7 protein-coding genes are annotated in these 14,058 nt (G+C 40.3%); 1 reads left to right on the top strand and 6 read right to left on the bottom strand.

The window, feature by feature from the left end; all coding sequences use genetic code 11:
* Window positions 1-7 precede the first annotated feature (7 nt).
* Window positions 8-2,356 carry a GH92 family glycosyl hydrolase gene (locus B3297_RS05640; protein ID WP_286778567.1) on the bottom strand — a complete coding sequence of 783 codons (2,349 nt, stop codon included), beginning with the start codon at window positions 2,354-2,356 and terminating at the stop codon, window positions 8-10.
* Between the two features lie 148 nt (window positions 2,357-2,504).
* A complete protein-coding gene (locus B3297_RS05635; protein ID WP_286778566.1) occupies window positions 2,505-3,491 on the bottom strand; it encodes a LacI family DNA-binding transcriptional regulator in 987 nt (328 codons plus the stop codon).
* A 411-nt stretch (window positions 3,492-3,902) separates the two neighbouring features.
* Between B3297_RS05635 and B3297_RS05630 the strand changes: the two genes are divergently transcribed.
* Window positions 3,903-5,342, top strand: a complete 1,440-nt coding sequence (locus B3297_RS05630; RefSeq protein ID WP_349678905.1) for an arylsulfatase — start codon at window positions 3,903-3,905, stop codon at window positions 5,340-5,342.
* A gap of 209 nt (window positions 5,343-5,551) precedes the next feature.
* Here B3297_RS05630 and B3297_RS05625 read toward each other — a convergent pair whose 3' ends face one another.
* From B3297_RS05625 to B3297_RS05610, 4 genes are all read right to left on the bottom strand, one after another.
* Window positions 5,552-8,029: a phosphocholine-specific phospholipase C gene (locus B3297_RS05625; RefSeq protein ID WP_286778564.1), complete on the bottom strand. Its 2,478-nt coding sequence runs from the start codon at window positions 8,027-8,029 to the stop codon at window positions 5,552-5,554.
* Window positions 8,030-8,170: 141 nt separating this feature from the next.
* Window positions 8,171-9,694: a SusD/RagB family nutrient-binding outer membrane lipoprotein gene (locus B3297_RS05620; protein ID WP_286778563.1), complete on the bottom strand. Its 1,524-nt coding sequence runs from the start codon at window positions 9,692-9,694 to the stop codon at window positions 8,171-8,173.
* 23 nt (window positions 9,695-9,717) lie between these two features.
* Window positions 9,718-13,056, bottom strand: a complete 3,339-nt coding sequence (locus B3297_RS05615; protein ID WP_286778562.1) for a SusC/RagA family TonB-linked outer membrane protein — start codon at window positions 13,054-13,056, stop codon at window positions 9,718-9,720.
* Window positions 13,057-13,059: 3 nt separating this feature from the next.
* Window positions 13,060-14,016 (bottom strand): FecR family protein, encoded by a 957-nt coding sequence (locus B3297_RS05610; protein ID WP_286778561.1) that lies wholly within the window; start codon window positions 14,014-14,016, stop codon window positions 13,060-13,062.
* Window positions 14,017-14,058 lie beyond the last annotated feature (42 nt).

Raw genomic sequence — 14,058 nt, 5'->3', positions numbered from 1 at the left:
CCAATGATTATTTCTTTTTGTTCGATTTCAACTTGATATTTGTTTGCAAATCCGTTGTCATTGAATAAGGCGCTGAATTTTTGGACGATCCCCTCGTATAATTGGGTTTTGCCGCCATGTCAAAATTAAGTGTGCCACCTTCATGCAATGCTTTGTGACTTAACCAGTTTTTACCATAAGCCTTACCATTCATTTGCAATGTGTTTACATATACATTTTCAGCTGAGTTCTTCGGTGCATCAATGGTCAATGTCTTACCATTTTCAAATGTTAGGGTCGCTTTTTTAAATAATGGAGCTCCCAGCACATATTCATCCGTCGCCGGACAAACAGGATAGAATCCAAGCGCTGAAAAAACATACCATGCAGAGGTTTGACCATTATCTTCATCACCACAATAGCCATCAGGTGTAGGCTTATACATTCGGTCCATCACTTGACGCACCCAATATTGTGTTTTCCAAGGTTGGCCAGCGTAATTGTACAAATATGGCATATGCTGAATTGGCTGATTACCATGTGCATATTGCCCCATATTCGCAACTTGCATTTCACGTATTTCATGGATAATACCACCATAATAGCTGTCGTCGAAATCTGGGGACTGAACAAACACCGAATCCAACATGCCCACAAAAGTCTTTTCCCCTCCCATCAGATCGATCAGCCCCTGAACATCGTGAAATACGCTCCACGAATAATGCCAGCTATTGCCTTCTGTGAATGCGTCACCCCATTTCAATGGATTAAAAGGAGCTTGGAATTTTCCATCTTTATTCTTTCCACGCATAAGATTGGTCGATGGATCAAATAAATTCTTATAGTTCTGTGCACGCTTAGCATACAAATCAATTTCAGCCTTCGGACGGTTCAATGCTTTTGCCAATTGGTAGATCGTGAAATCGTCATAGGCATATTCCAATGTACGCGCTGCATTTTCATTGATTTTAACATCATATGGCACATAACCCAAACTATTGTAATATTCAACGCCTTTTCTTCCAACAGCACTCATTGGTCCTTCGTTATTAGCACCGTGTTGTAAAGCTTCATATAACTTATTGATATCATAACCGCGCAATCCCTTCATATAAGCATCCGAAACCACCGAAGCAGAGTTATTACCCACCATGATATCAGCATACCCCGGACTGCTCCATTCAGGAAGAAAGCCTCCTTCTAAATAGGCATTGAGAAGACCTTCCTGCATTTCCTTATTAATGGAAGGATACATAAAATTTAAGAATGGGTACAACGCCCTAAAAGTGTCCCAAAAACCTGTTCCTCCAAATAAATAACCAGGAAGTGTTTTTCCATTATATGGACTGTAATGTACAGCCTTTCCTTGCGCATCAATTTCATATAACTTGTTCGGGAAAAATAAAGTCCGATACATGGTCGAATAAAATGTACGCAGCTGATCGATATCATCACCTTCTACTTTAATTTTCCCTAAGGTCGAATTCCAGATCTGACGTCCGTCTTCTTTTATTTGATCGAAAGATTTGTTACCTAACTCATTTAAGTTTAATAAGGCTTGTTCGGCACTGATAAAGGAAGACGCCACTTTCACCTGCACTGGTTTCGTTTTGTCTTTTACCTTAAACCCTACAATTGCACCAGTGTGATCACCTTTGATCTGAAGTTGTCCATCCTTCTTCTCTTTGCCTTCCCAAGTAGCGACACTTGCAAAAGGTTGATCAAAAACCAAAACAAAATAATTCTTGAAATTAGCTGGCAGTGGACCGCGTGCATATTTCGAAGAATAGCCAATTATCATATTTTTTTCTGGAATAATCTGAACTTCAGATCCCTTTTCATAAGCATCCAAAACAATATAAGCGTCGTCTGTTTTATTAAACGAGATCCTAAACATGGCTGCGCGTTCTGTTGGTGTCATCTCTGCAGTCACATCGTGATCCGCTAGATAAACCGAATAATAATACGGTTTTACAATCTCCGCTTTATGCGAAAACCAGCTCGCACGCTCATCTTGATCAAATACAGGCTTTCCAGTTACAGGCATGATAGAAAAAACACCGTAATCATTCATCCAGGGTGATGGCTGGTGAGTCTGTTTTAATCCACGAATCTTATCAGCGGTATATTGATACTGCCATCCGTCGCCATTTTTTCCTGTTTGTGGTGTCCACATATTCATTCCCCAAGGTCTCGCAATCGAGGGATAGGTGTTACCATTGGACAACTCAAATTTGGATTCGGTACCCATTAATGGATTAACAAGATCGACAGCTTCTAGCTGCTGTCCTCTAAATTTCTGAGCCAAAACCGGTTTTGCGTAAAACAAACCCAAAGACAATAACGACCCTAGAAAAACACTTAAAGATTTCTTCATTATTTAGGATATATAAAAATATTTCTACTAAAACGTATTAGTAAAGATATAAAAAAGAATATTAAATCAAAATAAAGACCTGGAATTGGACAAACACGTCTTATGATTTTTACAATTCAATTTCTATATATTCATTTGCTGTCCCATTTTAGCGTCGCATCAATTTCGTTGAGATGATATATTCTTTTGGTGTGGATATCCCCTGATCTATTTCCTTTAACAAAACTTTCACACAAGTTTTAGCTAGAGCTTCCAATGGTTGTTGTATACAGGAGATTTTAGGATTCAAAATATCAAATAATTCATGGTCATCAAAAGAAAACATCGGAAAATTATAGCTATTCTCAGGCGCCGACCGCAATACCTTCAATCCGAGAATACAAAGATAATTTGTGGTAAAAAATAGACCATCTAAGCCTATCTGCTTAGCAGCCCAATTTTTCAACATACGCGAACCTTTCTGCTTCAGGTGCTGATAAGGTAATTGCAATATGCGAGGTTCCATTCCGTATGTGTCACAAAACTCCAAATAAGCACGTTTACGTGCCAACATTTGTGGTTGATCAGAATCGATGGTTACGAGCCCAAAATTTATACAACCAATAGATTTCAAATAGTCACATGCATTCTTCCCACTAACTTCATTGTCAATATGTATATAATGGGTTTCCACTGTTGGAGAATTTCTATCAAAAACGACCAACGGAACCTTATGTTCCAATATTTTGCGCTGATATTCTTCCAGATCTACTGTCGGAGCCAAAATAATACCCTCCACTTTCTTTTCCAACATCGAATCGATGATATCGCGTGCATTTTGCGAATCTCCAAGCGTACTACTGTAGAGGACATGATAATTTTTCTTTCGGAACAATTCCTCTACATACAATGCAAATGGACCAAAAAAAGAATCCCCAATATTCTCTACAATTAGACCAATAGTATTTGACCGCCCCGTTGCTAAACTCTTAGCGAGAGCATTGGGCTTATAGCCAACTTTTTCAACGTATGCAAGTACGCGGTTTTCCAATTCCTTGCTAATGCGGGCTCGCTCGGCTTTGTGATTAATGACTAACGAAACAGTTGATTTAGACACATTGAGTTCTTGTGCTATTTCTTTAATTGATTTGGCCATAAGAGCATTTTCATAAAATTAGGGTGAAATTAGAAAATAAATATGAACATATCGGAGATTACAATTGATAGCACACACTAAATTATTACACAATCGTATGCGTAGGCAGCAAAAAAGAACAGATTATCCAATTAAGGCTCTTTCATTACCGTTGTTATCCCTCCACGAATGCGAGCGAATACGATCAAAAAGATATTTTTGACTAAATTTAACGCTCATTCTTTTTAGAGTAATACTTCTTTAAAATAGAAGTATTACTCTAAAGAACATACGAACCATTATAAATAAAATTAAATAGGACCATAAAATTAAATAGGACCACCTGACTGTTTTAATGGATTAAGTTGCACTGCGATATAAACTAGTGGACAATCTTAGCGATGAAAAAAATTAATTTTAAGAAATAACCGAATGCAAATGAAAATATCTTTTATGTTATCTCTTTTTTTGACTCTAGCCTCTCTTGCTATAGCTCAAAAGAAGGACCAAAGGCCGAATATTGTACTTATTATGGCAGATGATCTTGGTTATGGAGACCTTGGTGTATACGGTCAGCAAAAAATTGAAACGAGGCATATCGATTCATTGGCTGCCAAAGGGATGAAATTTGACAACTTCTACGCTGGTACATCTGTGTGCGCTCCGTCGCGATCATCTTTAATGACAGGACAGCATACCGGCCATACCTACGTACGCGGTAACAAAGAAATTGAGCCCGAAGGACAACAACCGCTAGCCGACTCTGTACAAACTTTCGCTATGCTTCTACAACAAGCAGGATATACAACCGGTGCGTTTGGCAAATGGGGACTTGGCATGGTCCATACAACAGGTGCTCCTGATCAAAAAGGATTCGATGAATTCTATGGCTATAACTGCCAACGTCAATCCCATCGCTACTACCCAACTCACCTCTGGCATAATAACGAAAGGATAGAACTCCACGGCAATGGTTTAATGGCCCAAGGACAGTATGCTCCAGCATTAATTCAAGAAAAGACCTTGAAATTTATTGATGAAAATAAAGAAAAACCTTTTTTCCTTTATGTACCTACAGTTCTTCCTCACGCCGAATTATCGGGTCCGGATGACAAATATTATCAGTTATATGCAGACAGGTTTGATGAAAAACCACATAAAGGAAATGACTATGGCCCACAAGCGACTGTTTCCGGTTACGCTTCGGTAGAAAAACCGCATGCCATGTATGCGAGTATGGTAAGCCGTATGGATGCTTATGTCGGTCAAATTGTTGATCGTTTACGCGAAAACAAGCTATTGGATAATACAATTATCATTTTTACAAGCGACAACGGATCGCACAAAGAAGGCGGAGCCGATCCCAATTTTTTCAATAGCTCTGGCGGGTTACGCGGCAACAAACGCGACCTCTATGAAGGTGGCATCAAGACCCCTTTCATTGTTTATTGGCATGGTAAAGTTGCGGAAGGAAAAACCTCAAACTACCTGGGTGCTTTTTGGGATATTATGCCGACGATGGTCGAGCTTGCCGGGACAAAAAAAACGCATTATACAGACGGAATTTCATTTTTACCAACGCTGCTAGGTAAAAACAAGCAACAAAAACAGCACCAATACCTGTACTGGGAATTTCATGAAGATGGGGGTCGTCAAGCCCTGCGCCAAGGAGATTGGAAACTTATCTTACAAAAAGTGACAAGTAGCCAACCTACAGCCGAACTATATAATCTCAAACAAGATCCAAAAGAACAACACAATATTGCCCAGGAAAACCCAACGAAAGTAAAAGAATTACGTCAGCTGATTGAAAAAGCGCATGTCGAAAGTGATATTTTCCCATTAACAAGTGTAAATATGCACATAAAATAAGGTTTGGGGAGTAGCAAACTCAGCGTTATTTTCCCCAAAAAACATTAAAATTCCGGAAAGTATAGCAACAGGAAAAAGATACCAAGAAATAGAAATGATTGACTTCCTATACAGGCACAAAAAAAGATCCTAGCCCACTGTAGAACTAGGATCGTATAGATAAAGAAGTACCGCCAACAGATACCATTTATCAATGAATCGTTAGCTTATTATCCCAACTGAGGGTCAGTTTTCGAATGATTACCCGTTTCCACACGCCCCGCAAACTGGCGTTCAAATTTGGTTCCCCCCACGTGCAGCGTCACATCATACCAACCATGGGTTTTATGAGATTCCACAATCCACTTCGTAGATTTCCCTGCCGCAAGTACAATAGATTTCTTCCAGGTGCTGTAAGCATTATCTTCTACATGTACATGAAATGATTTTTCCCCTTTGTTATGGACCTCCAGTACAAGATTACCCGTCAAAAGACCTTTCTTCCCGATTTCATAGGTCGCTCCAACAGATAAGGGTTCCTCCTGTCCTTTAAATCCGCGCATAAAACCATTAGGTCCGTACACAGTCAAATCGTAAAGGTGATCTTTAAAGTCCGCCAAGTTCCAGTCAAAGCTTAGTTCCTGACCAGCAACAACTGCAAATGGCCAAAATTTCACTCCGTCTTTATAACTCGGGCCACTATAGACATTAAATGGGCTATTTAGCGATTTACTACCAAATACCTTATTGCCAACTTCTAATCTTAAATGAATTCGGTTGCCTTCTTCAGCAAAGGCCTCTTGAACATAGAGCTCATAGGCCAACGCACTAGAATTTTTCTGACCTTTCTCCTGTCTCGCCAGTAAAGTTGAATGACCCTTAGACCGTAATGCTGCGGCATCCTCTTTCGACCAAACGTGAAAATTATTGGGCAGCGGTTTCGCTTTCGCCTGATCAATCGCATAGATCTGCTGATTCCGATCGAGGAAAGGCAAATCAACTGTATTCGATCCTTCAGCTTTCCGAAATACCGATGTCAAGTCACCTGTAATGGCCCGGCGCCAAGAGCTTATATTTTCCTCTTTAACCTGCTTACCCAACTTTTTCTCGAAAAAATGCTCCATAAACTGAATCGTCGACGTGATATCACAGATCTCCGAATTGACCCATCCGCCTTTAGACCAAGGGGAAGCCACAATCAAAGGGACGCGGTAACCAAGCCCCACTGGGCCCTCCGTTGCATTATCTTTTTCTTCACCATCGGCAAGCTCCTGTGCTAAACTCACATATTCTCCACTATAATCTAATTCCGGAGAAGTTTTTCCAGAACGGCTATCTGCGGGGTTAGGTGCTACAAAAGGAGGAATATGATCAAAGTAACCATCATTCTCATCATAGTTCAAAATAAAAATGGTCTTCTTCCAGATTTCCGGATTTTCTGTCAAAATATTCAATAGCTCCGACACATACCAAGCTCCATACATGGGCGCGCTCGGATGATCCGAAAAGCTTTGTGGTGCTACAAGCCAGGACACGGCAGGTAACTTCCCGGATTTCACATCATGTCTAAATTGGTGGAGTACATCGCCCTTAGGCACGGTAATCTTTTCACCCTCATGTGTCACCACGCTTGTCTCACGATAGAAAGAATCTCCCTCGTTCGTCTGAAAAGCGCGTTCATGCAAAGCACGCTGCTCTTTAGGAAGCTGCTGAAAAGCAAGCTCCGTAAGACGTGCCAAATGTTTTTGGTAGCTATTCAGCTGTTCCTGCTTCTGCTTGAGTTTATTCTGCGTTTTTTGTACACTCTCGGTATTATTAGTCGCTAATGCTTTTTCTAGTTCTTGAATCTCGGCTGGTAGCTCTGCAACACGTTTACGCATAAAATCAAGATGGCTTTTCTTGAATTCAATATGATATTGTGCAAACCATTCCAAATTGTTGTCCGTGAAATTACCCAACAGATCCTCACCGTCTAAGCCACTTTCTATGCTGACTTCATTTTGGTAGACTTTCCAAGAGATCCCTGCTTCTTCCAGTCGTTCCGGAAAAGTCTTCCAGTGTGCCCAACGGTTAAAATAGATATCTGAATTCCGCACCAAAGGTTTAGCCCCTTTATGTGGCACACAGGTTCCCGTCCAGAAAAAATGACGATTAGTTGTTGTACCCGTAATAGACGAACAGAAGTGCTGGTCGCAGATGGTAAAGGCATCAGCCAATGCATAATAAAAAGGGATATCCTCGCGTGTATAATAACCCATTGTTAGTGGAATCTCTTTCAAGACCTTTCCTCCTGGCCGTTTTGCTTCGATCCAGTTATCGTGTTTACCCTGATTTCGGGCGGCCATCTGATTTTCCCAGGAATGTGGTAAATTTCCGGTCCAGGCAGCATTTGAGTTTTTGATATCCAGTCGGAACGGCGAATAGGTCTTACCTGCAGCCGACGATTGCAACCATACAGGGTTACCACTAGGCAATTTAATCGCCCGTGGATCATTAAACCCTCGAACCCCACGAAGTGTTCCAAAACTATGATCAAAAGAACGATTCTCTTGCATTAATAATACAATATGCTCGGCATCTAAAAAGGTACTTCCGGTGATCGGTTCAATCGCCAATGCACGTTGTATCGCATCTGGCATAGCACTCTGTAACCCAAAAACACCAGCTAACAATGAAGCCTTCTTGATAAAATCTCTTCTGCTATCCATAAATTAATTTGTTGTCTCTCTTATAAATTCAATGGTCTACAGCGAATATATCCATTCGCCGCCGTTTTTCATGTAACGTTTTTAACAAAAATCCCCGCAAATGATTGATCTCATTTGCGGGGATTGTTTTATTCGAAGGACTTATTTCAAAAGCCACATCAATTGGTTGATTTCATCCTTACCCCCATATTGACGGGCGAGCGCTTCATCCAGATTTTGCCCGTTATAATTGTATTCTGTAGATGGATATCGCCAACGAACAGGTATCTTGGTCGGATCATCCGCGTTCAAACTGGATGCTGGATTGATTTTCCATTTTGGGTAACCTGTACGACGATAATCGTAGTAGGGATTCATTCGTCCTTGCAAGAAACTAGCCAAATACTTTTGGGTCATAATTGCTTCAATCTGTCCTTCTTTAGTAGTAGGGAATTGATCACCATAAGAAGCAGTTGCACTAGCAATATAGGTTCCGTCTAAAGGCATATTGTGTGTGTATTGACTGGTATTTGGGGTGTTGTCGGCAATGAATTTCATCGATGCTTCAATACCCTTTTTATACCAATTGACGGAAGATTCTGTCACCCAACCTCTTGCTGCTGCTTCAGCAACCACAAAACATAAATGCGCATAGCTGTACTGTTGTGTTGGTTCACCACTTACGAGCTCGGTGTAACGATCATTCAGTTTAGAATAGTCATTTTTCTTCTTCAAATCCGCAATATCGCCAAATGCCAAGGATGGATCAATACCAACATATGCATCGAAATCACTCACTTGTTTACCATTGGCAATTTGCAAAGCTGATGGATTTGCATAGAAAAAAAGCCTTCTGTCCTTATATTGCTTCAAACGGTCTATAATCTCCGTAGACACAACTGGATAAATAACGAAACTATTACTGATTTTATAAAAAGGATAGGTTTGACCGCTTTTATCCGAACGTACCAACTGAAAGTTATCCCCATTTGAAGTAAATAATGGCTTATTTGAAAGAATAGACTGAAACCTTCCCTTTAAATTCAAGTCTGCATCAGCTTCCTTTTTGCTCAATTGGATCAGTACATTCAACGCGAAACTGTTGACAAGCTTTCTCCATTTTGTTATATCTCCACCATACATCGGATCGCCTGCGAATTTTGCTCCGCCTGCAAAGAGCTGATCTGCTTTTTCCAGTTCGTTAAGTATACCCAAAAAGACCTCTTTTTGCGTATCGTATTTTGGAAAATATGTTTTGTCTGATTCGCCTTTTAAAGCTTCTTTATAAGGTACGTCGCCTACACTCATGGTAGCCTCATAAAATTTTACAGCTCTGGCAAAATACATTAACCCATTGTAGGAATTTGCTAACACATCTGTTGCAGCGTATTGTCCCATGAAGTGAGCATCATTGATTGCGCTCATTGATATACCCCCTTCACCGAATCCATTATATTGATACCCCTCCACCAATTCCGTCCATGCAATCTCCTTTGTTAACAAATAGGGCTGCATAAATGATTTCTGAGTAGGCTGATTCGCTAAATTTAATATGATACGAGTCGCTAGCATCGAAGAATTCACTTGCACAGGAGTTTCCGGATTCGTGTTTATCTCATCAAATTTTGAACAACTTGCCAATGAGATTAAACTCCCCATGGCAATATATATACACATTTTTTTCATTTTCATCTTAATTTTACTGGTTTTTAGAAAGTTACATTTAAATTAAAACCTATGTAACGCATAGATGGTGAGTTCAAATCTTCTGAACCTACATCTGGATCAGAAAAACGGTATTCTTTTGTCCAAAGAAGCAAATTCTGCCCAGTAACACCGACACTGGCACGCTTAGCTTTAAATTTAGATGCTAATTTCTCAGGGACGCGATAATTGAGCGATAGCTCGCGAAGTTTAATAAATGTCTCATCCCAATAATTACGTCTTCCAGAATACGCAGATTTCCAATAGGTCTCATAAGAAACTACTTTATCATTGTCTGCAAAAACACGTGTGTCTTCTGCAACTTGTCCGTATTTATCATACGTAACACCTCCTGAAACGATCTTCACACCAGGTGCAACAAACGTTTTATTACCATTAACGACCTCTTCGTAACGATATGGATTGTCTGAATCAGGATGCGCACCAGTCTGCCATAAACGAGCGTTCATACCTGAATAAGACATTCCTTTTATTCGACCGTCAACACTCAAAGAAAGCGAGAAGTCTTTGTAACGAAATTGATTTGTCAATCCACCGAACCATTTTGGTGCAGTATAACCATACAACTGAGCAGCATATTTTGCAGATATTGGCATTCCCGAAGCATTGTTAACAATCTGACCGTCAGGCGATCTTTCCCAATCCTTTACTGTAATATAATCCGTCCTAGCTCCCTTTTTAACGTATAATGCATCTGCAGAATAAACGGGATCAAGCTTGTGGAAGAATTCCAAGTTTTGCGACATATTTAAAATAATATCCCATTGGAAATTTTCCTTTTTGATAGCAGCTGTACCCAATGTAATTTCATGACCTTTGGTCATTTTCTCCTCTTGCGTATTAATTAACCGCGAAGTAAAGCCCGATGACCCCGATATGGTTGCATAAGTTGTTACATTATGTAGTAGACGATAATAGCGGGTATAATTACCATAGAATCGATTTTTCCATAATCCAAAATCAAAACCGAACTCTGTTAAATCGCGCTGCGTAGGTGATATGGAGTAATCCTTGATTGAGTTCGGATAAGAAGCGGTTGGCAATCCATCCCACACATTGTTGCTAATTGTAAAGGCCTGGTTTATTTCATATGGAGAAGGAACTGTCTTCGTAACGGCCCAAGATCCACGGATTTTAAACATATCCAACCAAGCCGGCTTATTTCCTATAAGATCACTTACGACTATACTACTTGAAACTGAAGGATAAAAATAGGAACGTTGTTCTTTAGATAAAGCCGAAGACCAATCGTTACGTCCTGTCGCTTCTACAAAAACAGCATTACGCCAGGAGACAGAAAGGCGTCCATAGGTGCTGTTGACCATTTCTTTTGTTTTACTTTCAACAGTCGACACTGGATCAATTGAGTTTCGAAGTGAGTAAAACCCTGGAATCGATAACCCATTGACTGTCGTAGCTGTAACGGCATTGTCACGTCGATAAAAAAGAGCACCGCCCAATAATCCGTCGAAGCCAAAATCACCAACTTTCTTTTTCGCTGTAAAGATTACGTCATTAGTTGTACTAAAACCATCCTGATTTTGCATCCAATACTTTCCTTTACTATCAAAGCCGGAATATCCACCCCTCGTACCGTAAATGCCCATGGGATTACGTTGCTCCCGTCTTTGTCCATAGTAATCATATCCTGTACGTACCATAAGTTTCCCCCAATCAGAAACCTTATAATTCAAGGTCAAGGCGGCGTTCATCTTATTGACCAACTCAGGAGTAACTTTTTCATAAGCCGTTAAATATGGATTATCATACCAGGCTTTATACATCCAATTCTGCGATTGATCTTTAATCAACCAATAATCTTTATAATCTTGTAAGTTATACTCAGGTCCAGTCCAAACGAGAATATTATAAATATATCCCTGATCATTATATCCCGCTCCAAAATTACTTGTTGCTGAACGACGGTTATAGGCGAGGCGCGTTTCGATATCAACTTTTTCGCTAATCTTAGTCTGCCCAGCGACAGACATGTTTGTCATGTTCAGCTTTTGGTTTGGATATTGCCCTTTATTATAGATATGATTTATTGACGTTCTGATACTTCCATGTTCACCCTGATTAGTAAAACTGACGGAGTTATTGGATATAAATCCGGGTTCAAGGAAGTTCTTAAAATTATCCTTGCCACGGGAAAGCAACTCCATCTCCTCCAGTTGTTTTGTCAGTGGATTCCATTGTTTGGCTGTACGCCCAATATCCAGTTTATCTCCCCACACATAATCATCATTATTGAACTTTCCCCCTTCACCTGAAGAGTATCCATGTTGTACCTCCGGCAAAGCCAGGTAACCCGAAAAAAACATGTTGTTGCTATTGACGGAGATCTCCGTTCCTTTTTCGGCGAGCCCTTTTTTCGTCGTAATCATAATAGCGCCACCAGCCCCCATGCTACCGTACAATGCCGTTGCGGTTGCTCCTTTCAAAACGTTCATATCCTCGATATTATCTACCGGAACATCACGTAGGGTGAGATTTTCATAGGCAACACCATCGATCACCAAAATAGGTGTTAGTCCCCTTACTTGGATTTGAGGTGTACTGTTAAACTCCGTACTGTTCAAAACACGTACACCCGATATTCGTCCGGTCAATGTAGTTCCCACATCAACCCCCTTTACCCGAGTCAAATCATCACCTTTGATGTTTTGCGTCGCATAACCCAGTGCTTTTTGTTCTCTCTTTATCCCCAGTGCCGTTACAACAACTTCACCAAGCTCTTCGGACGATTTGCCTAACTTAATGACATCAGCATTTGAAGCGGATACTTCACTTGTCTGATAACCAATATAGGAAACTAATAAAATGGCATCGTCTGCCACATTAACAAATCGAAAAGTGCCTTGCTGATCGGTCGTTGTTACTTGTGTACCCCCTTTTACCCGCACGGTCACTCCAGCGATAGGCTGTCCCGTTTCTTGATCGACAACCTTACCTTTGATCTCTTTGGCCGCGTTAGAAACGGGCCTTTCGTTTTTCACCCTAGTTTCGTTGCCAGTTTTTCTCGAAATCACATAAAGCTTCTCATCAATTTTTTTAACCTCAAGATTTCCCTCTGAAATTGTCTGAATAAATTGAACAATTTGCTCCTTTTTCAATTTATCAAGATCAGCGGCTTCATTGATCTTTTGGTTCGAGATCGAAGCGTCATAACCAAATTTGACGTTGAATTTCTGTTCCATTCGCGTGAGGATTTTCCCGATTCCTTCACTGGTAGAAAATTGTGAAGCCATGGTCTGAAGTGCGAGCGACTGAAAGAGCAGCGCACTTCCCATAAGTTTTAAATAGTAATTGGTTCTTTTCATAAATTACTTTTTATGGATAATTGTTTGGTTAAATGCAGTATTGAGCATCTTGAGAGACTTCTCCAAATCGCTAGCTGGTAGATACCCAGTATAACTTTCAGTTCGGAAAGAATCGATTAATTCGAGATGACTATCAGGATAAAGATTATTTAGATCGTCTACGATCTGAGAAAGAGGCACCTCTTTAAATGACAAGAGATCACTCTTCCAGTTCGATGCAGTGCTCGTATCCGCATTGGCTATATCAAATTGTCTTTGTCGCATATCATAGGCAACTTTTTGGCCAGGCTTAACAAATGAATATTGCCCGTCGCGCGAAACGCGGACTTTACCATGATTCAACACCAGGCTACTACGTCCTTCAGAACAATTTAAATTAAATGCCGTACCCAACACACGTACATCAAAGTCCCCAGAACTGGCTATTACAAAAGGTTGTTCAGTATTCTTAGCTACCTCAAAAAATGCTTCCCCAGAAAGCTTTATCCGACGTAAACTGTCTGTATCAAAATCTGACAACAATTCAATATGTGCACCTTGCCGAAGAGAAACATGTGTACCATCGGGCAATACAAGTTGCTTAACAAATTTTGTCGGATTGGAATAATGAACAATTTCAGAAACTTTATTAATCTCTTGTTGGTCCTTAAATTTAAATTGGAACAGGCAAGCAAGGCCGATCAACAGTAAACAGGCGGCGGAAATGACAGACCAACGCCTTTTCCAAATAGGTATTACTGCTGTAGTCAACGAGGCCCCTGTAATCGTAAAGAAGATATCCTCGGAGGTTGTTTTATTTAGTTCACAATCGCGATCGTCCAGCGCAACGACTTCCTCAACATCTGGAAGTTCATCCCTATCACAAGAAGTCAGTAAATCAAGAAATATGGCGTTTTCCTCGGGACTAAGTTCCCCCTTAAGGAATTTTTTATATAAAGCAGCTATTTTGGAATTCATCATCTATGCCAATCTTTAAATACATATACGTATCCAGATGGCCGA

The organism is Sphingobacterium sp. UBA3519 (assembly GCF_002377215.1).
GTDB lineage: Bacteria > Bacteroidota > Bacteroidia > Sphingobacteriales > Sphingobacteriaceae > Sphingobacterium > Sphingobacterium multivorum.
Note: the sequence above shows the minus strand (reverse complement) of the source record. Positions and strands in the feature narration are given on the sequence as shown.